The sequence below is a fragment of the Acinetobacter sp. WC-743 genome (assembly GCF_000335555.1).
GTDB classification, from domain to species: domain Bacteria; phylum Pseudomonadota; class Gammaproteobacteria; order Pseudomonadales; family Moraxellaceae; genus Acinetobacter; species Acinetobacter bereziniae.
On record NZ_AMFQ01000022.1, the window covers coordinates 20442 to 41229 of the forward strand.

Here is a 20788-nt window from a genome sequence, read left to right on the forward strand (position 1 = left end):
AATTGTCAAGAAAATAACCTAATCTGTTAAAAAAATGAACAGATTAGGTATCGTATGAATAAACCGTTCACGAACACCTTGCAATTTAAACAACAAGATTTTCCCGATAATATTCAGTATTATTTCAACCCAAACAACAAGAAAACGACAACCAATAATGATGACCTTATTCGTGATTTATCTCGACCTCGTCTCAAAATTGCAATCGTGACTGAAACATGGCCACCAGAAATTAATGGTGTTGCTTTATCTTTGATGCAACTGTGTAAAGGGTTGCAAAATCAAGGGCATAAAATTCTGCTTATTCGTCCTGAGCAAAAAGCGCAATGCTATGACTTCGTTCCCAATAAAGAATGCTTGGTGAATGGGCAATCAATTCCAAAATATCCAGATATGAAGTTCGGTTGGCCACAATTCCTCAAAGTTTCTCAAGCGATTTCAGCATTTACACCCGATGTCGTGCATATCGTGACTGAAGGACCATTAGGATTTACAGCATTACACGCTGCAAAAACACGACGTATCCCCGTTTCAAGTGGCTTTCATTCACAATTCCAAGAGTTTAGTCGGTTCTTTGATTTGGCATTCTTGGTCAAGCCGATTCAAAGTTATTTGAGATGGTTTCATAATGCAACACAACTGACCTGTGTCCCTAGCCGTGACACTGAAATCGCTTTACGTGAATTTGGTGTGACCTGCCCATTGGTTGTCGTAGGCAGGGGGATTGATACAGATCGATTTTCTTCACAACGTTATTCAGCACAGCTTAGACAGCAGTGGGGCGCAGATGAAAACACTACGGTGTTGATTTATGTTGGGCGTTTATCTTCGGAAAAAGAAGTTAATGTGGTAATTGATGCTTATTCCGCGTTACGTAAGCAATCACAGCGTCAAGTCAAATTGGTGTTGGTGGGAGATGGTCCTGATCGTAGCCGATTAGAAAAAATGCCAGGTGCAGAACATGTGATTTTCATGGGTAGCCTAAGTGGCACGCAACTTGCTGAGGCTTATGCAAGTGCCAATGTTTTTGTATTTGCCAGCCAAGTCGAAACATTTGGTAATGTGGTCATTGAGGCGATGGCAAGTGGCTTACCGATTATTGCCTATGATTATGCCTGTGCCCAACTTCATGGCAAACATACACAAACAGGTTGGTTATGTTCAATTGGCGATATTCAACAGTTAACACAACATGTGTTGCAAATTCCAGATAACAACATGCTGAAACGCATGGGGCAACAAGCCATGCAAGATGTTCAAAGCATCGGATGGCAACATCCAGTTCATCAATTCGAAGAAGCACTATATCAGGTTACGCAGTATGCAAAACGGCTGACCTAGTTCATCTCAAATAATGAGAGGAGAGTGAAAATGAATTTTAAAAATACCAAAATAAAAATGCTCGATCTCGATCTTAGAGGTTGCTTATATCTCAATAACTTATCGCATACGCAAAGTGTTGCAACGTTTTTTAAAACCATTAGTCGTCTAGGTGATGGTGCATTTTGGTGCGCAATGTTAATGCTGGTATGGTTGCAAAAAGGCTGGATGTATGGACTGCAATTGCTCTATGTCGTGGTTGCTGGTCTGTTAGGAACGGGGATTTATAAATTTCTAAAACATAAAACAGTTCGCCCGCGACCTTATCAAGTCCATCAGGTGATTATTTTAGGTGAGCGCCCTTTAGATCATTTTAGTTTTCCATCAGGTCATACACTACATGCTGTGATGGCAACGATTGTCTTTGGTTATATCCAACCCCTGATGTTATTTATCATGACACCTTTCACTGTGTTGATTGCGCTGTCACGAATGGTTTTGGGCTTGCATTATCCAAGTGATGTGATTGTTGGGGCACTGATTGGTGCAAGTGTCGCAAGCTTGATTGTTTTAACTGCGCCTTATTTAGGAGTTATTCTATGATGGTTTATTTATTGGTGGTGTGTAACTTCATTTTTAAAGAATCAGATGACTTTGATCATCAAGGTTTTAATTTTGAATGATGGTCTACACCTAGTCGCAAATATAGACGAATTGTCCACAGCCCCTAAGATTTGGTAAAGTAGCAGGATTAAATAAAGCAAAGGAACATGAGCATGGGCTTACGTTGGACAGACACGATTGACATCGCAATTGAACTCAGTGAAGCGCACCCAGATGTGGATCCACAATGGGTGCGTTTTACCGATATGCATGCTTGGATTTGTGCTTTGCCAGAGTTTAGTGATGATCCAACAAAATCGACAGAAGGTTTGTTGGAAGCTATTCAAATGGCATGGATTGATGAAGCAAATTAATCGCTTCTCGATGTAATTCAATGGTGGAATCTCACTACACATCGAAAAATCCAATTTTTTTACAGATTAAAAGCGGAAAATTATTCATTATTCGGTATAATGCGCCAAAAATTTCGTGTCAAATTGACTTAAGGAGCCAATCATGGCTATTGAACGTACTTTATCTATCGTAAAACCAGATGCAGTTGCTAAAAACCACATCGGTGACATCTTTGCTCGTTTCGAAAAAGCTGGTCTTAAAATCGTTGCGACTAAAATGAAACACCTTTCTAAAGCTGAAGCTGAAGGTTTCTATGCTGAGCATAAAGAACGTGGTTTTTTTGGTGATTTAGTTGCATTCATGACTTCTGGTCCAGTAGTTGTATCTGTTCTTGAAGGTGAAAACGCTGTTCTTGCTCACCGTGAAATTCTTGGTGCAACAAACCCTAAAGAAGCTGCTCCTGGTACAATCCGTGCAGATTTCGCTGTAAGCATCGATGAAAATGCTGCTCACGGTTCTGACTCAGTTGCATCTGCTGATCGTGAAGTAAACTACTTCTTCGCTCAAACTGAAGTTTGTCCACGTACTCGTTAATTCGACGTATTTAGGGTCTATTTTCTTATCCAATAAATCTTCGATTTATGAATTGATAACAGACCCGAAACCAGATAGGTGATATACTGCTTGTCTGGTTTTTTTATTTTTGTTGTTTTTATTGATTAAATACTGATCAATATTTTTCATTCTACGGCATGATTTAGGTAATCCCCATGAGTTCTGAAGTTGTCGCTTCATCGTTAAATTTAGATGAACAGCAGCCTGCATCGTCACATACAGTACAGGCTGACCGTGTTCAGTCTGCACATGCACAGAAAGTGAATTTACTTGGCATGTCACGTCCGCAATTGGAAAAATTCTTCGAAGAAATGGGGGAGAAAAAATTCCGTGCTGGGCAAGTAATGAAATGGATTCATCAGTTTTTTGTCACTGATTTTGCTGAAATGACCAATATTTCAGGCAAACTTCGAGAAAAATTAGAACGAATTTGCGAAATTAAGGCACCAGAGGTTGTTCATCGCAACTATTCAAAAGACGGCACACGTAAATGGGTTTTCCGAGTGGGCGATGGTGCAGGTTCACTGGTAGAAACCGTGTTGATTCCTGCTGAGGATAAGACGGGGTCACGTAAAACCTTATGTATTTCTTCACAAGTCGGCTGTGCGCTTGACTGTTCATTCTGTTCAACAGGTAAGCAGGGTTTTCAGCGTGATTTATTGCCAGATGAAATCATTGGGCAATTGTGGATGGCGAACTATTCTTATATGGAAGATGTACCAGTCGCAGAGCGCGAACGTTCTGTGACCAATGTGGTTATGATGGGAATGGGCGAACCACTGTTGAACTATGATGCAGTTTTGAGTTCGATGAATATCATGCTGGATGATTTTGCTTACGGAATGTCAAAACGCCGTGTCACATTATCGACATCAGGTGTAGTTCCGAAAATTGACCAATTGGCACAAGATATTGATGTTGCTTTGGCGATTTCCTTACACGCGCCAAATGATGAATTGCGTAATGAATTGGTACCAATCAATAAAAAATATCCTTTGGCGCAATTGATTGCTGCATGTCAGCGTTATATTGCCAAAGATGGCAATGAAAGTTCACGCAAGCATGTGACGATTGAATATGTGATGTTGGATGGTGTGAACGATCAACCTGAACATGCACAACAAATGATTAAATTGCTGAAAAACTTACCAAGCAAAATTAATTTAATCCCATTTAACCCATTTCCACATGCGCCTTATGGGCGTTCAAGCCGAAATCGAATTATTTCTTTCCAAAAAACTTTGTCTGATGCAGGTTTTGTGTGTACGATTCGTCAGACACGTGGTGATGATATTGATGCGGCTTGTGGACAATTGGTGGGGCAGGTTGCAGACCGTACACGTCGTGCTGAACAGTGGAAAAAGAAAGTGGCTGAACGTGGTGAAATTATACGTTCACAAGGTTAAAGATCTGTAGACATAGATTTATATCAACAATGAATCAGGGGCTGACTTTGAGAAAATCGATGTATCAAAAAGCAGTTGTAATATTGGCAATTGGTTTATCTGCATTGGTGGTACAGGGTTGTCAAACGACAAACTCAGACACAATTATAAAAAAAGATCCTGAGAAAGCCGTCAAAGTTCGTACCCAGTTAGCTGCGGAGTATATTCGATCAGGCGATCTGGATGCAGCCAAACGTGCACTTGATCAAGCCCTTGAAACAGATTCACGAGATTCAGCTGCCAATATGATGATGGGGGTTTTACTACAACAAGAAGGTAGTAAGATCAGCATGGAAAAAGCGGATGGCTATTTTAAGCGTGCGATTTCCAGTGATTCGAAAAATGCGCAGGCTCGTAATAATTATGGAACATATTTATTTGTTAGCGAGCGTTATAATGATGCGATTGAGCAGTTGAGTATCGCAGGCGCATCTCTTGGATACGACCAGCGTTATAAGGCTTTAGAAAATTTGGGGCGGGTATATTTAAAAGTTGGTGATACAGCAAATGCCGAAAAAGCATTCAAAAATGCCCTACAAGTCAATCGCGATTCGATCATTTCTTTGGTAGAGTTGTCTGAGATTTTCTATTTGCAACAAAAAAATGCGCAAGCAAGTCAACTCTATGAACAATATGTTCGTTTAGTAGGTCAGGACAAACAGGGCGCAAGAGCACTCTGGATTGGTTTACGTATTGCACGTGCCAATAATGACCAGATGGGAATGCAAGTACTGGTGAACCAGTTGCGGGCATTATTCCCTGACAGTAAAGAATATCAACGTTATCTGCAATTACAGTACAGTACTGAGGCCGTATGGAAGTAAATCCTAATTCACAGCAACCTACAGGTTCAAACGTAGCATCTAATGGCTTAGGAAATGTTCAACGTCCAGGTGAGTACTTGCGTCAAATTCGAGTCTCGAAGAACCTAGACATTCAAGATGTTGCAAAAGAGCTGAAAATGCCTGTGAAAACCTTACAAGCATTAGAGCAAGATGAATATAAATCTTTGCCAGAAGCGACTTTTATTAAAGGCTATTATCGTTCATATGCGAAGTTTTTGGGTGTTGATGCAACGGTCATCATTCAACGTTTTGATGAAATTTATCAAAATGATACAGGGCTTTTGCCGAACCATGCATTGAACAATTCTCCGATCAAGATCATGGGTAAGCTTCCTGGTTCAAACAGCGATCGTAATAAAAAATGGGTGAAGCGTGCTTTGATTGCCATTGTTGCGATTGCCGTGATTTGGGTCTTGATCGCAGGAATTCAAAAGTTTACATCAAGTAAAAGTAATGACACTGATGCTAAACCACAAGAGTCTGAAGTAGAGGTATTGAACTTAAACAATGCAACTGCGACTTCTGGTGACCAGATGGTGTTGAATTTTAGCCATCCAACTTCTGTGCATATTGTGGACAGCACAGGAAAAGTTTTGGCAACTGGTCGTCAATCTGCGACATTGACACTGAGTGGTCAGTCACCATTCCAAATTCGACTCGATGATGCAACTGCTGTGTCATTAAGCCTTAATAATGAACAGATTTCATTGTCTCCATATACAGTGAACGGAAAAGCAGAATTCCGTTTGTCACGTTAATGGGCAAGAGTAGATAAGATCATGATTGAGAATCCAATCAAGCGTCGTCCAACACGTAAAATACGTGTGGGTTCGGTGTATGTCGGTGGTGATGCCCCGATCAGTATTCAAAGTATGACCAATACTGAAACATGTGATGTTGATGCAACGGTTGCGCAGATTCAACGCTGTGCAGATGTGGGCGCTGATATCATGCGTGTTTCAGTACCGACGATGGAAGCTGCCGAAGCTTTTGGTGAAATTCGTAAGCGTGTTACCGTTCCTTTGGTGGCGGACATTCATTTCGATTATAAGATTGCTTTGAAAGTCGCTGATATGGGTGCAGATTGTTTGCGTATCAATCCTGGTAATATTGGTTCTGAAGCCAAAATTCGTGAGGTTGTGGCTGCCGCACGTCATCACGATATTTCGATGCGTATTGGGGTCAATGCTGGATCTTTAGAGAAAGATATTCAAAAGAAATATGGTGAACCGACAGGACAAGCTTTGCTTGAGTCTGCGATGCGTCATATTGATATCTTGGATCGTTTGGATTTTCATGAGTTTAAAGTGTCGGTAAAAGCGTCAAATGTATTTTTGACAATGGATGCTTATCGTTTATTATCTGCACAGATTGATAACCCACTGCATTTGGGTGTGACTGAAGCAGGGGTATATCGTACAGGTTCTGTGAAATCTGCGATTGCCTTAGGTGGTTTGTTGATGGAAGGCATTGGTGACACCATGCGTATTTCATTGGCAGCAGAGCCTGAAGAAGAAGTTAAAATTGGTTTTGATATTTTAAAATCATTGAGTCTTCGTTCAAATGGGATCAATTTTATTGCTTGCCCAAGCTGTTCACGTCAAGAGTTTAACGTGATTAAGGTCATGCAAGCCCTTGAAGAACGTTTGGAAGATATTCGTACACCGATGGATGTATCTGTCATTGGGTGTAAAGTCAATGGTCCGGGTGAAGCCAAAGAAGCTGATATTGGTATTGTCGGTGCAAGTCCTCGCTCACTCGTGTATCGTAATGGCGAAAAGAGTCATTTAATAGATACAAATCAGTTGGTTGATGAAATCGAAACGATGGTTCGTCAACGTGTTCAAGAGCTTGAAAAAGCTAAAGCTAAAGAGATTATCCGTAGTTCATCATGAGTTCAATTGTCGCAATTAAAGGTTTTAACGATGTTCTTCCAACGCAAACTGCTGCATGGAGACGTCTTGAGCAACATTTAGCATCACTTATGGATGCTTATGGTTATCAGCAAATCCGTTTGCCGATCGTTGAACATACCCATTTGTTTAAACGTTCAATTGGTGATGCAACTGACATCGTTGAAAAGGAAATGTATACATTTCTGGATAAAGGTAATCCACCTGAATCTTTAACATTGCGTCCAGAAGGGACTGCGGGTTGTGTGCGTGCGATGTTGGAGCATAACTTGTTGCGTGGTGCGAATCCACGTGTTTGGTATGTGGGTCCAATGTTCCGTTATGAGAAACCTCAAAAAGGACGCTATCGCCAATTCCACCAATTTGGTGTTGAAACTTTTGGTGTGGCAACGCCAGATCAAGATGCTGAACTGATTCTGATGACGGCACGTTTGTGGAAGCGCATGGGGGTTGCAGATAAAGTTCAACTTGAGTTGAATACTTTGGGTGAATCTGATGAGCGTGCCGAGTATCGTGCAGCATTGGTTGAGTTTTTGACAGCTCATCAAGCAGACTTGGATGAGGACTCACAACGCCGTTTGACAACTAATCCTTTACGTATCTTAGATTCAAAAGATGCACGTACCCAACAAATTCTTGAAAATGCGCCAAAGTTGCATGACTTCTTGAAAGAAGACAGTTTGAATCATTTTGCCCAGTTACAACAGTATTTAACGGATGCTGGAATTAGTTTTGTGATCAATCAAAAACTGGTACGTGGTTTAGATTATTACAACAAAACAGTATTTGAGTGGACTACAACGCATTTGGGTTCTCAAGGAACTGTCTGCGCAGGTGGTCGTTACGATGGTTTGGTTGGGCAGCTTAAAGGTAAGCCGGATCAATCTGTGCCAGCTGTGGGTTTCGCCATGGGGATGGAACGTTTATTGTTGTTGCTTGAGCAAGTTGAAGACAATACTCCAACGCGTGAGTGTGAGCTGTTTTTGCTTTCTGACCCGGCGACACAAGGGCAGGCTCTGGTTCTGGCTGAGCAAATGCGAGATCAAATCGAAAAGGCAAACAGTGCAATCCGTTTAAAAACAGGTTCACAAGGTTCTATGAAGAGTCAAATGAAGAAAGCAGACCAGTCTGGTGCGATCTATGCATTGATCTTTGGTGAACGTGAAGCTGAAGCACAGCAAGTTTTAGTTAAAGAACTTGCTACAGCAGAACAACATGAAATTCAGGTGTCTGAAATAGTACCGTTTTTCATTGAAAAACTTTCGTCAAAATAAGCCGATAATCATAAGGAAAAGGGGAGTCAAATGAGCGCAATGACTGATGAAGAACAACTGGATAGTGTGAAGTCATTCTTTAAAAAATATGGCTCGGCTATGGTCACTGGTGTGCTCATTGCATTGATTGCCTTTTTCGGTTGGGAATATTGGCAAAAGAAAACTTTGGCTGAAAATCAAAACCAAACAGCTAAAATTCAACAATTGATGGATGAGGCAAGAGCAGCCAATGGTGATGCTAAAGTCACGGCTGCATTGGTGTCATCCGCAGATAGAATTGTGAAAGACAATCCAGATTCAGTGCAGGCGATTCAGGCTCAAATTATCATGGCGAAACTTGCTTATGATAAAAATGATTATGCCTTGGCTGAACGTGAGTTGAAAAAAGTCGAAAATTCCAAAATTAAAGATGCTGGTTTGTTACAAGTTGTAAAAATCAAGTTGGCTGATGCGCAATTGGCGCAAAAAAAGTTTGATGATGCTTTAAAAACCTTGTCAGCTGTGAATGATCCTGCATTTCAAGCCAGTGCTGATGAGATGAAAGGTGACATTTATGTAGCAAAAAATGATACTGAAAATGCCAAAAAATCGTATCAAGCAGCATGGAATGCAGTTGTTGAGCGTAAGCAAGAACGACAAATTTTACAAATTAAACTCGAAAGTGTTGGCGTATTAGTAGAAGATCCTGATCTTGAGCGCCCAATTTTAGCAACACAAGTGGATGAGTCTTAATGGATAGAAACTTTAAAATACCTTTTGCTTTAGCAATCTTATCAATCGCTTTAATCGGCTGTTCAAGCAATAAGACGAAAGAAGTTAAGATTAAGCCGAATCCACTCCCTAAAGTTGCACAAGCATCAAGCTTGGTTCAAGTTTTTTCGACCAGTGTTTCGTCGACCAGCAGTGAAGATGCACTGCGTCTTCGTTTGGATACGGACAATGGTGTCGTATTTGCTTTAGATCCAAAAGGTGAGGTGTCAGCCTATAAAGGTAAACAACGCCTATGGGAAGCTAAAGTGACCAAAGAAGGTCTAAGCTCAGGTGTTGAAGCTGCTGACGGTGTGGTGATTGTGGGCAATCAAAAAGGGCGCATCTTTGCTTTAGATCAAGCTACGGGTGCAACCAAATGGTCTACACAGTTATCGGGCGCAATCATTAGTTCAGCATTGATCCAATCTGGTCGAGTAATCGTGGTTGCAAATGATGGCACTGTCTATGCGTTAGATGTTGAGTCAGGTCAACAAGCTTGGACCTACAAATTACCAAATGCTTCGTTGAGCTTACGTGGTCAAGCTGCCCCAGTAAGTTTGGATCCGCGCACAGTGCTTATAGGAACATCTACAGGTTACCTTTTCGCAATTGATAGTCTTGCAGGTGTGCCTCGCTTACAACGTCGCGTTGCCGTTTCAGAAGGGCGTTCGGATATTCAACGTTTAATTGATGTTGATAGTGAGCCTGTGGTTTCTGGGCAGTATGTCGTAACAACAAGTTTTCAAGGGCAAGTTACTGTGCTTGATTTAGCGACACAACGTATTTTGTGGAGTGAAAATTCAAGCAGTATCAATCGTCCAGAAGTGACAGCTGGTAAAGTCATCGTGTCACAAACAGACGGTCAAATTATTGCGTATGATTTGATTACTGGGCAAGAAATCTGGAAAAATGAGCAATTGCTAAATCGTAACCTGAGTAATCCTGTGTTACTCGGTTCAAATCTTGTTGTTGGTGATTTGGATGGTTATTTGCATCAAATTGATCTCAACAGTGGAACTACACTGGGGCGCGCTAAAACCAGTGGTGAAGTCCGTACCTTAAGAGTGATTGATAATCAGCTCTATGTTTCGACACGTAAAGGTGCTTTAAGTATTTGGCAAAGTCGTTAACTGATTAGGATTCTCTATTTTTTTAGTCTTGTGCTAAAATAGAGCCATCCGTAAGAATTTCATGCACGGGGTGATTGCAAATCAATACCCCGTGTTTTTATTTTAGGTTTTTCCTACTTTTCTTCCTATACATTTCTGATGTTCAGACCAGTCATACTGGCTGATCTTGAATAAAGGTTATTTTATGAAACCCGTAATTGCGCTCATTGGTCGTCCAAACGTCGGCAAATCAACGTTATTCAACCAGATTACCAAGAGCCGTGATGCACTTGTTGCTGACTTTGCAGGTCTAACCCGTGACCGCAAATATGGTGATGCAACGTATCAAAATAAATCTTTCATTGTTGTCGATACTGGGGGTATTGGTGAAAATGAAGGCGGTATCGATTCATATATGGCAGAACAATCAAAAACTGCGATAAATGAAGCGGATATTATTATTTTTGTTGTGGATGCGCGCGCAGGTTTATTGGCTTCAGATGAGCAGATTGCACGCGAGTTACGTACGCTTGGCAAAAAAGTGTATTTGGTTGCCAATAAAGTCGATGGTGTCCATGCGGAAGCTGCTTTAGTTGAATTCTATAAGTTGGGTATGGGCGAGCCTTTGCAAGTGGCTGCAAGTCATGGGCGTGGTGTTCAACAAATGCTTGAAGACGTCCTGACGGATATTCCTGAAGATGAGAATGAAGATGAGCATGATAAAGCCACAGGTTTGCGCTTAGCAATTATTGGTCGCCCAAATGTGGGTAAATCAACACTGGTCAATCGTTTATTGGGTGAAGAGCGTGTAGTGGCTTTTGACCAACCAGGTACAACGCGAGATTCAATCTATATTCCTTTTGAACGTGATGGGCGCAAATATACCTTGATTGATACGGCAGGGGTGCGCCGTAAAGGTAAAGTAGACGAAATGATTGAGAAATTCTCAGTTGTGAAAACGCTACAAGCCATGAAAGATGCACATGTTGTTGTGGTGGTGGTTGATGCACGTGAAGGGATTGTTGAACAAGATTTGCATTTAATTGGTTATGCACTTGAAGCTGGTCGTGCGATGGTAATTGCCATTAATAAATGGGATAACATGACCGAATATGACCGTAAACAATGTAAATTAGATGTTGAACGTCGTTTTGATTTTATTCCTTGGGCAAAAATCCATTTAATTTCTGCTTTGCATGGCACAGGTGTGGGGGAGCTTTATCCATCCATTCATCGTGCTTATGATTCTTCTCATTTGAAAGTCTCACCTGCAAAATTGACTCAAATTTTGAATGATGCGACTGATGCACATCAACCACCAATGATTAGTGGTAAACGTATTAAAATGCGTTATGCACATATGGGGGGGCAAAATCCACCAACGATCGTGATTCACGGTAACAAAGTGGATAAGACACCAGCAGATTATCGTCGTTATCTTGAAAATGTTTTCCGTAAAGTCTATAAGCTTGAAGGAACACCTGTTCGTATTGACTTTAAAACCTCAGAAAACCCATTCGAAGGGCGTAAAACCCAAGTGGATGAACGTACAGCAGCACGTCGCCGTCGTTATATTCAGAAGTTTAAAAAGGCTGAGAAAAAATTTAGCCGTTAATACAGCCCTTTATGTTGATAAAAACCCAAAGTGATCTTTGGGTTTTTTTGATTTAAACTAAGAAAAAATCTTTGGAATATATTGTGAATCGTACTATTCGGCTTGACCTTAATTCTATTCAAAATATTCTTCCCACTTTTCAATCACCTGATCGTAAAAGCCAAATTCAAGAACTCAAACATGCTATTTATGCATACCGTAATCAATTGATCTCTGATTTGTTATGCACAGAAATCACAAACCCCAGTTTTGCTCAGACTGAATTTGGCAAACCATACTTAATTGATTATCCAAAGTTTCACGTGAATCATTCGCACAGCCAGCAACATTATGCATTGGCAAGTAGCCAACACATGCATGATTTAGGGGTGGATGTCGAAGATTTAGATCGTAAAGTGCGTTTTGAAGCACTGGCAAAACATGCTTTTCATCCTGAAGAATATCAGACTTGGCAGTCGTTAGATTTTGATCCAGTATTTTGGTTTAAAGTCTGGACAACCAAAGAAGCGATTTTAAAAGCTTCTGGCTTGGGGATTCGTTTAAGTTTAAATGAGCTTAATACGCATGTGCATCGTATAAATGATGGGGGATTATGTACTCATCCATTATTAGGCAGTTTTGCCTATCAGAATTTTAATCTCAGTCGGGTCATGCTTACGGTTGCGTGGCGTTCAGAATTATCCTGCAAAGGTTTTGCTTTTCCACAAATTGAAATTATTCAGCATGATTAAAATACGACTCAAAAGCACTGACTCAATTGAATGGTTGAATAAGAGGAATACATCTATTTTCTTGAATATACACTGCATTATAGACAGAAATTTTGATGTTTGTTTGTGTGAGTCAAGGACTGGTTTTTGCAAATCACCAAGCAAATTGAATATTATCAATATCATCTAAAATATATAAAGATCCTCAAGCCGATAAGTCGTGATAATTTCTTAAAAAAGAGTTTATTTATTCTGGAAATTCTCTATACTTGATAAATTAAATCAAAAGCAAGTCTCTGAAATATTAATTATTGTGAATTTAGAGTAATAAATGATCAATACATTAGGGTCAATGTGTGCAATTAAAATATCTCCTCAGTTTAATTTTTCTCATATTTGTTTGCCCAAATTTTGCATTTGCTTCCGCGATAGAAAGTGACATTGCTGCTTTTAATCTTATTACAAATTATAAACTTCTATTCCTTGGTGGTGTATTTGTCATCTTGATGCAAGCAGGTTTTGCTGTTGTTGAAGGTGGTTATGAAAATACCCAAAAATCCGTTTATGCACTGATTGTGAATTATATTTCAGCGATTTTAGGCACACTGTTTTTTAGCTTGGTGTGTTCCAAAATATTTCATGCTGATGTGGTGGATTCAGTCAATTATCTTAGTGCCATGTTACGGGGGTGGCATTGGAATCTTTTGTTTTTCTATATGCTGATGGCAACGACGATAACCACTGTCGTTGGAAGGGTTATTCCAAATAGAACTTCTTTATGGGTCAACTGGATTGTCGGCTTTATGATCGCAGGGGTTATTTTTCCATTTTTCAGTAGTTGGGTTTGGGGGAATATTGCTTTTGGTGGTGGTTGGTTAAAAGCCCTAGGTTTTATCGATTTTGCTGGCTCAACTGTAGTACATTCAACTGCGGCATGGATTGTCTTGGCGGGATATTTCACCTCCAAATCAAATGATAAGCAGGAAATTTCTAAGAAAGACTTAATCTTTGAAGATTACAAAATTTTATCCTTGGCTTTGGCGGGTTTTATTCTTTGGTTAGCGTGGTCGGGCTTAAATATTGTTTATATTTCGACATACCGTATTGATATTGGCTTGATTGTCGTCAATGCTTTTGCCGCTTTATTTGGTGCAATGCTGGCTTCTTGGGCTTTATCTTTGCTGATGAATAATAAAATCATTTCATGGGCTGAATTGATCAAAGCTGCATTAGGTGGTTTAGTTGCAATTACCGCCAGTTGTGGCTTGGTGGGCTTTTCATCTGCATTGATTATTGGTTTGGTTTCAGGTGCACTGACAAACTATCTTCCTCATTTGTTGACCCGTTGGATCGCTTCAAAACATATTCGCGAAGTTGTCGTGGTACATGGAATATGCGGCATTTGGGGAACTTTGGCAGTATCATTGAGTAACAATCCAAACATTCAACTCACTCATAGAGCCAGCGTACTGGATCAAATTATGGGAATTGGTGTGAATTTTATTTGGAGCTTTGGCGTTGCATTCCTAGTTTTTAAGCTGATTTGTAGCATCAATTCAAGATTTAAAGCTCAGATTTAAGACCCTTATGCTCAAACTGCCTGATGATTGATATGCATGATTTTATTTCAATCATTCATATTCAATCGGCTTTATACTTTTGTAAAGATTGCTAAAATCATAAGTGATTCATTTATTGCGTACTTTTAAATCATTGATAATCTTTCTATGGTGAGGCGACATAGATGTTGTAACGTCAAACAGAGTATATGAACAAAAACAAAGCTTAATTGTGTTTGCTGCTCAACAATGTGGTTAAAAAAAAGAGTAAAGCCAAAAAAGAGTAAAGCAAAAAATGGGTGAAGCAAAGTAAGATATTGCCTAAGCAAATTTATTTAAACTTTAGAGCTAAAGTGTGACAATGAACGCTTTAGATCATTTGATGATAGATTCATTGGATTGATGTGAGAGATCAAGAAAAAATTTATAGTATCTTATGGGGTTTAATAGATCGACTAGCGCTTATTAATGAAGATTATAGATGCAAAAAAAGCGACATAAAGTCGCTTTTTCTATTTTTACAAGTTCAGAAAAAGTTTAGGCTACACTTTCAGGTGTTGCACGCCATAAACTTTCTAAATCGTAAAATTTACGTGCTGTTGGAAGCATTACATGTACAACCACAACACCGAGATCAATAAGGATCCATTCAGCATCTCTTTCACCCTCAACACCAATTGGGCGAAAACCTGCTTTACGTGCTTCGTCAGCAACATTATCAGCAAGGGCTTTAACATGACGAGTTGATGTTCCGCTCGCAATAACAATAGCATCTGCTACGTTACTGATTTTGCTTACATCAAGTTGAATAATATCTTTGGCTTTTACATCAAGTAGAGCTTCTTGTACGACATTTAAACAGGTCTGTACGTCTTGATTTTGAGTGTTCATTGCAAGTTCGTGAGAATTAGAAGCGCTGGGCGATGGTTCTAAATTCATATAAGGTATATTTTCCAGAAAATATCTCATCTTCTAATATAGCGCTTTTGGCTAAAAAATACAATTATTCAGTGCCAATAATGATGCAAGATATTCTTCAATTAATAGCTATGATTGTTTGAAAAGTATTTTTCTTTCCATGCAAAAGATTGATTCGAATGAGATTGTGGCTTGTATTCTGCCGCAATGAAACCTGTGTAATGACTTTGTTTTAACCATGAAAAAATGGATGAATAATCAATCTGTGCAGTGTCTGGTTCATGTCGCCCTGGGCAATCTGCAAATTGAATATGTCCAATCCAGTCAATATTTTCTTGCAAAGCAGGAAGAACATCTTCGCCCATCATCGCCATATGGTAGCAGTCAAACTGCATTTTTAAAGCAGGGTGTTGCACCGCTTCTAACATTTCTTGCCCTTGGGCAATATTTTGTACCAGAAAGCGAGGCATGTCTGTCCCATTGATCATTTCAAAAACTGGTTGAATATCGTATTCAGACAACATATGGCACGCCAGTTTCAGGTTATTTGCCAAAGTGTTTAAACATGGCAGTAAATCTGCATCTTCAGGTTGTTTACCTGCCAATATATTGATGTTTGGAACATTCAGTGCATCGGCATATTCGAGTGCTTGTTCTAAAGCTTGGTGAAACTCAAGTTCTTTACCGGGTACGCCTGCAAGTCCATTACCGCCTTGCATCAAATCTCCGGCAGGTGCGTTGATGAGACAGATATGCAAATCATATTGTTCCAATTGTGCTTGAATTTCTTCAATACTCAATTCATAGGGAAATTGAATTTCTACATGTTGAAAGCCGTGGCAATGTGCCAAAGCAAAGCGTTCAATGAGTGGAACTTCAGTAAAAATCATCGATAGGTTTACTGCGAGTTTAGTCATGGCAATCTTCCGTGCTCTTCTTGGCTTTTATCTTCAATGTAGACGGCAATAGATTATTTTTCAACTTATTTCTGTATGAAGTAAAGCGCCTATATGCCTAAATTTTGTCGACTTGGTGAATGACTGTAGCAAGATCTGCTTCTGCATAACCCCGGCTTTGGTGGCTGTGCAACTGGTCTAAGGCGCGTTGAGCAACAGGAATGTCTAAACCAAATTGTTGGGCTAATTGAACGGCATTATTGAGATCTTTGGATAAGGTTTGCACTTTCCATTGTACGGGTTCAAAGGTATGACTCGCCATACGTGGCGCAAGAATTTGAAAGGGTTTAGAGTCTGCAAATCCACCGGCTAATGCAGGTGCAAGCAGAGTAGTATCAACACCCGCCTGACCAGCAAGTGCAACGGCTTCCGCAATCAGTGTACTGTTTGCAGCAACGATCAATTGATTACATATTTTGGTTGCTTGTCCTGTGCCAGTTTCCCCCATGCAAGTCACTCTTTGCGAAAGAACGTTATAAACCAAACTCAAGTCTTGGATGGTTTCGCGATGCCCCCCTGCGAAAATCACCAACGTACCATTTTCTGCACCTGCCGTACCACCCGAAACAGGTGAGTCAATCCAAATCACCTGTTTGTTTGCTGCCTGACTTGCAAGTTGTTTGGTGACTACCACAGATAAACTTGAAAAATCCACAATAACTTGTTGAGCGCGTAAGTAAGGTTCAATGTGTTGGTAAACCTGTTGAACGGCTTGGTCATCCGCGAGGCAGGTCAAAATAATGGGGTAGTCTGCAATTTGCCCGAACTCTAGAGTATGCGCACCCATATCAATCAGGGGTTCACATGCTGTTGCTGTGCGATTCCATACTGCCACATCAAATCCAGCCTGAATTAATCGAGCTGCCATGCGACTTCCCATCAAGCCCATACCAAGAAATGCAATTTTACTGTTACGATCAAAATTCATCTTATTGTTCCCAAGCCTTGTACAGAAATGTTTTTAAACTATTTATATTGGCGTGGTAAGAATTGTACTTCAGGATTCTTGTCTTTTTTACGCGCAATTTGACTGTTTTTTCCTAGAAGTAATTTTAACTGCCAAATCTTTTCTAAACGTAGCGCTTTTTTAGGCTGGTGCTCCATGGCATCTAAAACACGTTTGGCAGCCATCAAAGCATCAGGAGAGCGTTGTAACATTTCTTCAGCAATGGCTTGGGCTTTTTCTAAGGGTGAGGTGCTTAGATGCGTAACCAAACCAATTTCTTTGGCATAATGTCCATCAAAAATACGTGCAGTCAGTGTAAGCTCTTTGGCTAAATCGATGCCGATTACGCCTTTGATAGAACGTGTAAGCCCCATATCTGGTACAAGCCCCCAACGACTTTCCATGATTGACATTTTAGTCTCTGGATGCGCAATACGAATATCAGCAGCTAAAGCCAGTTGCATTCCCGCACCAAAGCAAAATCCTTCAATGGCGGCGATGACAGGAACAGGCAATTCTTGCCAAATTAGGAATGCTTTTTGGAACAGGCTTTGCCCCGGTTTAATCAATTCCCAAGCTGCAAATGCAGTATTTTTAGGACTATTTAAATCAGCTAAATCAATCCCTGCACTAAATACATTGGCTGCGCCTGTCAAAATCACTACTCGAATGCTTCGATCTTTTTTAATTTTCTCTGCGACTTTGACGAGTTCACGCAGTAAAGCAAAGCTCATGGCGTTGCGTTTATCTGGGCGATTTAATGTAACTGTTGCGATACCATTGTTTTTTTCTATATGTAATAGTGCCATGATCTTGACTCATTTTTCCTTGGTCATCAGCATAGCATGTGGATGGAAGAGTTACATGACAGTACAGTCACAGAAAGTTAAAGCGGAAGTCAATGCTGAATTCTAAGCTTGATTAAGCATCATTTAGATGAACGATATCTCTCTACATTTATTCGGCATTAGAAATTCGATAGCAGATGATTTATAGCTACTTGGTAATCATGGGCGACTGATATAGAAATTAATTCACTAAGATTTGCTGCGCCGCAGTTTCGACTTCATGAATCACCAATTGCAACTCATCCAAACGTTGCATCACATCCTGAATGAATGCCTCATCTGCCTTCCGACGTTCTTTGCGTAAGGTTGAGATAAATTGTTCAAAATCACCTGTAACTCTCTGCAATTTTGGTGTGCCAACATAACGGGTTGCACCATATAAACGGTGTAATACATGTTCAAGCTGAGGGAAGTCCTCAAGCTCGATCAGCTGTGAAATTTCATCCAGTTCAGTTGGGAAACTGTCGACCAGCATTTTTAAAAGATCTTGTGCAAGATCCTCTTTGTTGGCTGCGAGGGCAAGACTTTGTTTCCAATCGAGAATGTCTGTATCAAAAGCCTCAATATAAATTGTATTTTCAACAGGTGTTTGATGTTGGATAAATTTATCCGATGTCCAATTGGTTAAGATTTGAATAATTTGTTCGATTTGAATCGGTTTGGTGACATAGTCATCCATGCCAACTTTAAGTAATTTCTGTTTTTCATCTGCTAATGCATGAGCAGTTAAGGCAATAATTGGCATACGCATGCCATCTAAAGTCGATTCTAATGATCGAATCGCTCGTGTGGTATCAATGCCTGACATAACAGGCATTTGAATGTCCATAAAGATTAAATCGAATGGTTTTGAGCCTTGTTCAACAGCTTGCTGAATAATGGTGAGCGCTTCTTGACCACTTTGCGCCTTGGTGGTTTTTACATTCAATTCACCGAGGAGTGCTTCCAGTACAATTAAGTTCGGTAAATGATCATCAACCGCCAAGATATGTAAGTCTTGACCTTTAAAGTCTTTATGTTGTTCTTGTTCAAAGATTGGTTTGTTACTGAGTAGTTGAATCACTGAGCTACGGCTAAGTGGTTGGTATAATGGACGCGCCATATATTCATTTAGCATATTCGGGTCGAGCGACATCTGATAACCATAAACAGCCAGATGTCCTTGATAACGACCACGAATCTCTTTCAATAATGCTTCAGTATCGCCACTGTGATCAACGATTAACCACGTATTTTCAATATTTTTTTCTAAGCTATTTAGACGGCTGAACAAATCTAAAATTGATTGTGCCTCAGTGTGCTGAACTTGATAATTTTCTAAATAGTGTCGTAAAACATTGGCTGTGGCTGGATGTGCCAAGAAGGACACCACATTTAAATCTTTAAATGATGGATGGACTATCTCTTCATTTTCATTGGTCGTCAACATCGCGGTAAACCAGAATGTTGAGCCTTTTTCTGTAGGCGCACGCTCTTGATTATCTTCAAAACCAATCTGACCATGCATCAAGTGAACCAATTGTTTAGAAATTGCCAACCCTAAACCTGTACCACCAAATTGACGAGTAACAGATGCATCACCTTGCGAGAATGATTCAAATAGTTTTTTACGGTCTGTACCACTCAGCCCAATACCACTGTCTTGTACGCTGAAATGTAATAAGCATTGCCCAATATCATCATGTTCCATACGCGCACGAACAATAATTTCACCATCAGGGGTAAATTTAATCGCATTGGAAATTAAATTGGTCAGGACTTGTTTAAAGCGTAAGGCATCACCAATCACATGTTTTGGCACGTTATCGGCAAAATAGAATGCCATTTCAATATGTTTTTGCGCGGCTAATGGCGACAACATATCCATCACATCGAAAATCGCTTCTTCAAGATCGAATGGTGCTGTTTCTAACTCTAATTTACCCGCATCAATTTTAGAAAAATCGAGTACATCATTAATCAATGCCAATAAATGTGCAGAAGATTTTCGAATGGTTTGTAAATACAAACTTTGATCATTGCTCAGATTATCCTGACGTAGCATCAGATGAATGAAACCGTCAATACTGTTTAATGGTGTTCTTAATTCATGGCTGATGTTTGCAAGAAATACGGATTTTGCCTGATTTGAAGAAATTGCCTGATCACGTGCTTGTTTATACGTGATGTTTTGGACTTCTAAGGTGTCTAAAGTACGTCTTAAATCATCTTCTGTTTGTTCAGTATGTTCTTTAAGTTCTAAAAAGCTGAAATGCAGGCGTTTAACCACATTGGCAATGTCACGTTGTAACAAACGTAACTCACCTGTACTGTTAATCACCATGTGTTGATCAAGAGTATCGGCATTTAAACGTTGTAATTGCATCCGAATTTCGTACATCGGGGCGATCCAGCGACGTGAATAAAAATTCAAACACAATAAAAGCAAAAGCAATGTCAGTAGCGCAGTCGTAATCAAAACAATCATGACGCGATAATGTGAGATTTCTAAAGGTTGATTATCTAATTCAATCACTAACCACATATTTTGCGCATTATTGATTGGATTGAGTTTGATTCCATAAATATTGTTGTACTTATTATGAATAGGTCCAAAAAATGTTCCTGTTTTAGGTATTTTGGGCCATTCACGCTGATTTTGATAACCGACACTTAAATGATTGACATTGTTTCCATCTAAGATTGCCGCACTGAGCAAATGTTTTTCATTAAATATTTTTTGTAGAATATTTTCAGCTTTGGTGTGCTGTAGTGGACTTTTCTCCATCACTGCGGTGAGTTGTTCCGCGGTGTATTGATAACGGCTCAATATTGCAATGGCTTGAAAGCGTTGTTTAGACTTTGCAGCTGCAGATGTTTCGGAAAGTACAAGTGTTGTTCCAACACATGCCAAAATCATGATCGGCACGAAAATTAACGCGATGAGTTGACCATAAGCGTGATTGAGTTTTAAACGTTTAAAGAGCTTTTTATTGAAATTCGACATGGTTCCAGCAACTCATTGACCA

Annotated in this window: 19 protein-coding genes; 14 read left to right on the top strand and 5 right to left on the bottom strand. The window is 39.9% G+C overall.

Annotated elements, in window-relative coordinates; translation table 11 throughout:
- Nucleotides 1-54 precede the first annotated feature (54 nt).
- The 14 genes from ACINWC743_RS03305 to ACINWC743_RS03370 all read left to right on the top strand — a co-directional run bounded on the left by ACINWC743_RS03305 (nucleotide 55) and on the right by ACINWC743_RS03370 (nucleotide 14133).
- Nucleotides 55-1341 (top strand): glycosyltransferase family 4 protein, encoded by a 1287-nt coding sequence (locus ACINWC743_RS03305; RefSeq protein WP_009584398.1) that lies wholly within the window; start codon nucleotides 55-57, stop codon nucleotides 1339-1341.
- A 30-nt stretch (nucleotides 1342-1371) separates the two neighbouring features.
- Nucleotides 1372-1923 carry a phosphatase PAP2 family protein gene (locus tag ACINWC743_RS03310; protein WP_004825017.1) on the top strand — a complete coding sequence of 184 codons (552 nt, stop codon included), beginning with the start codon at nucleotides 1372-1374 and terminating at the stop codon, nucleotides 1921-1923.
- Nucleotides 1924-2096: 173 nt separating this feature from the next.
- Complete coding sequence (gene iscX, locus ACINWC743_RS03315) at nucleotides 2097-2297, top strand: Fe-S cluster assembly protein IscX (protein ID WP_004725877.1); 201 nt, start codon at nucleotides 2097-2099, stop codon at nucleotides 2295-2297.
- Between the two features lie 142 nt (nucleotides 2298-2439).
- Nucleotides 2440-2871, top strand: a complete 432-nt coding sequence (gene ndk / locus ACINWC743_RS03320; protein WP_004725878.1) for a nucleoside-diphosphate kinase — start codon at nucleotides 2440-2442, stop codon at nucleotides 2869-2871.
- Between the two features lie 176 nt (nucleotides 2872-3047).
- Nucleotides 3048-4298, top strand: coding sequence for a 23S rRNA (adenine(2503)-C(2))-methyltransferase RlmN (rlmN, locus tag ACINWC743_RS03325; protein WP_005033888.1), 1251 nt, complete (start codon nucleotides 3048-3050; stop codon nucleotides 4296-4298).
- Between the two features lie 59 nt (nucleotides 4299-4357).
- Complete coding sequence (gene pilW, locus ACINWC743_RS03330; protein ID WP_004825013.1) at nucleotides 4358-5161, top strand: type IV pilus biogenesis/stability protein PilW; 804 nt, start codon at nucleotides 4358-4360, stop codon at nucleotides 5159-5161.
- Nucleotides 5152-5940: a helix-turn-helix domain-containing protein gene (locus ACINWC743_RS03335; protein WP_009584380.1), complete on the top strand. Its 789-nt coding sequence runs from the start codon at nucleotides 5152-5154 to the stop codon at nucleotides 5938-5940. Before pilW ends, ACINWC743_RS03335 begins: the two co-directional genes overlap by 10 nt.
- Before the next feature lie 21 nt (nucleotides 5941-5961).
- Nucleotides 5962-7077: a flavodoxin-dependent (E)-4-hydroxy-3-methylbut-2-enyl-diphosphate synthase gene (gene ispG / locus ACINWC743_RS03340; RefSeq protein WP_004825009.1), complete on the top strand. Its 1116-nt coding sequence runs from the start codon at nucleotides 5962-5964 to the stop codon at nucleotides 7075-7077.
- Entirely contained in the window at nucleotides 7074-8369 is a 1296-nt protein-coding gene (gene hisS / locus ACINWC743_RS03345) for a histidine--tRNA ligase (protein ID WP_009584421.1), read from the top strand. The genes ispG and hisS overlap by 4 nt, the downstream gene beginning before the upstream one ends.
- Before the next feature lie 30 nt (nucleotides 8370-8399).
- Nucleotides 8400-9101, top strand: a complete 702-nt coding sequence (locus tag ACINWC743_RS03350; RefSeq protein ID WP_009584416.1) for a YfgM family protein — start codon at nucleotides 8400-8402, stop codon at nucleotides 9099-9101.
- On the top strand, nucleotides 9101-10249 hold the full coding sequence (bamB, locus tag ACINWC743_RS03355; protein WP_009584396.1) for an outer membrane protein assembly factor BamB: 1149 nt from the start codon (nucleotides 9101-9103) through the stop codon (nucleotides 10247-10249). Before ACINWC743_RS03350 ends, bamB begins: the two co-directional genes overlap by 1 nt.
- A 184-nt stretch (nucleotides 10250-10433) precedes the next feature.
- A complete protein-coding gene (der, locus tag ACINWC743_RS03360) occupies nucleotides 10434-11843 on the top strand; it encodes a ribosome biogenesis GTPase Der (protein WP_009584395.1) in 1410 nt (469 codons plus the stop codon).
- Between the two features lie 83 nt (nucleotides 11844-11926).
- On the top strand, nucleotides 11927-12574 hold the full coding sequence (locus ACINWC743_RS03365; protein WP_009584363.1) for a 4'-phosphopantetheinyl transferase family protein: 648 nt from the start codon (nucleotides 11927-11929) through the stop codon (nucleotides 12572-12574).
- A 335-nt stretch (nucleotides 12575-12909) separates the two neighbouring features.
- Nucleotides 12910-14133, top strand: a complete 1224-nt coding sequence (locus ACINWC743_RS03370; RefSeq protein ID WP_009584389.1) for an ammonium transporter — start codon at nucleotides 12910-12912, stop codon at nucleotides 14131-14133.
- 516 nt (nucleotides 14134-14649) lie between these two features.
- On the opposite strand, the gene rsfS is transcribed toward ACINWC743_RS03370, so the two are convergent.
- From rsfS to ACINWC743_RS03395, 5 genes are all read right to left on the bottom strand, one after another.
- Nucleotides 14650-15051: a ribosome silencing factor gene (rsfS, locus tag ACINWC743_RS03375; protein WP_009584388.1), complete on the bottom strand. Its 402-nt coding sequence runs from the start codon at nucleotides 15049-15051 to the stop codon at nucleotides 14650-14652.
- Between the two features lie 101 nt (nucleotides 15052-15152).
- Nucleotides 15153-15947, bottom strand: a complete 795-nt coding sequence (locus ACINWC743_RS03380; RefSeq protein WP_009584407.1) for a hydroxypyruvate isomerase family protein — start codon at nucleotides 15945-15947, stop codon at nucleotides 15153-15155.
- Nucleotides 15948-16044: 97 nt separating this feature from the next.
- Nucleotides 16045-16914, bottom strand: a complete 870-nt coding sequence (locus ACINWC743_RS03385) for an NAD(P)-dependent oxidoreductase (protein ID WP_009584360.1) — start codon at nucleotides 16912-16914, stop codon at nucleotides 16045-16047.
- 38 nt (nucleotides 16915-16952) lie between these two features.
- Nucleotides 16953-17741 (bottom strand): crotonase/enoyl-CoA hydratase family protein, encoded by a 789-nt coding sequence (locus ACINWC743_RS03390; protein ID WP_005033870.1) that lies wholly within the window; start codon nucleotides 17739-17741, stop codon nucleotides 16953-16955.
- Nucleotides 17742-17961: 220 nt separating this feature from the next.
- Nucleotides 17962-20766, bottom strand: a complete 2805-nt coding sequence (locus tag ACINWC743_RS03395) for an ATP-binding protein (protein WP_009584420.1) — start codon at nucleotides 20764-20766, stop codon at nucleotides 17962-17964.
- Between the last annotated feature and the right edge of the window lie 22 nt (nucleotides 20767-20788).

Excerpts from the sequence above, each read along its gene's own strand:
- ACINWC743_RS03395 (WP_009584420.1), bottom strand. The coding sequence starts at position 20,766 with ATGTCGAATTTCAATAAAAAGCTCTTTAAACGTTTAAAACTCAATCAC.
- iscX (WP_004725877.1), top strand. The coding sequence starts at position 2,097 with ATGGGCTTACGTTGGACAGACACGATTGACATCGCAATTGAACTCAGT.
- hisS (WP_009584421.1), top strand. The coding sequence starts at position 7,074 with ATGAGTTCAATTGTCGCAATTAAAGGTTTTAACGATGTTCTTCCAACG.
- bamB (WP_009584396.1), top strand. The coding sequence starts at position 9,101 with ATGGATAGAAACTTTAAAATACCTTTTGCTTTAGCAATCTTATCAATC.
- rlmN (WP_005033888.1), top strand. The coding sequence starts at position 3,048 with ATGAGTTCTGAAGTTGTCGCTTCATCGTTAAATTTAGATGAACAGCAG.
- pilW (WP_004825013.1), top strand. The coding sequence starts at position 4,358 with ATGTATCAAAAAGCAGTTGTAATATTGGCAATTGGTTTATCTGCATTG.
- ACINWC743_RS03390 (WP_005033870.1), bottom strand. The coding sequence starts at position 17,741 with ATGGCACTATTACATATAGAAAAAAACAATGGTATCGCAACAGTTACA.
- ACINWC743_RS03310 (WP_004825017.1), top strand. The coding sequence starts at position 1,372 with ATGAATTTTAAAAATACCAAAATAAAAATGCTCGATCTCGATCTTAGA.
- ACINWC743_RS03380 (WP_009584407.1), bottom strand. The coding sequence starts at position 15,947 with ATGACTAAACTCGCAGTAAACCTATCGATGATTTTTACTGAAGTTCCA.
- ispG (WP_004825009.1), top strand. The coding sequence starts at position 5,962 with ATGATTGAGAATCCAATCAAGCGTCGTCCAACACGTAAAATACGTGTG.
- ACINWC743_RS03335 (WP_009584380.1), top strand. The coding sequence starts at position 5,152 with ATGGAAGTAAATCCTAATTCACAGCAACCTACAGGTTCAAACGTAGCA.
- ndk (WP_004725878.1), top strand. The coding sequence starts at position 2,440 with ATGGCTATTGAACGTACTTTATCTATCGTAAAACCAGATGCAGTTGCT.
- rsfS (WP_009584388.1), bottom strand. The coding sequence starts at position 15,051 with ATGAATTTAGAACCATCGCCCAGCGCTTCTAATTCTCACGAACTTGCA.
- ACINWC743_RS03385 (WP_009584360.1), bottom strand. The coding sequence starts at position 16,914 with ATGAATTTTGATCGTAACAGTAAAATTGCATTTCTTGGTATGGGCTTG.
- ACINWC743_RS03350 (WP_009584416.1), top strand. The coding sequence starts at position 8,400 with ATGAGCGCAATGACTGATGAAGAACAACTGGATAGTGTGAAGTCATTC.
- ACINWC743_RS03305 (WP_009584398.1), top strand. The coding sequence starts at position 55 with ATGAATAAACCGTTCACGAACACCTTGCAATTTAAACAACAAGATTTT.
- der (WP_009584395.1), top strand. The coding sequence starts at position 10,434 with ATGAAACCCGTAATTGCGCTCATTGGTCGTCCAAACGTCGGCAAATCA.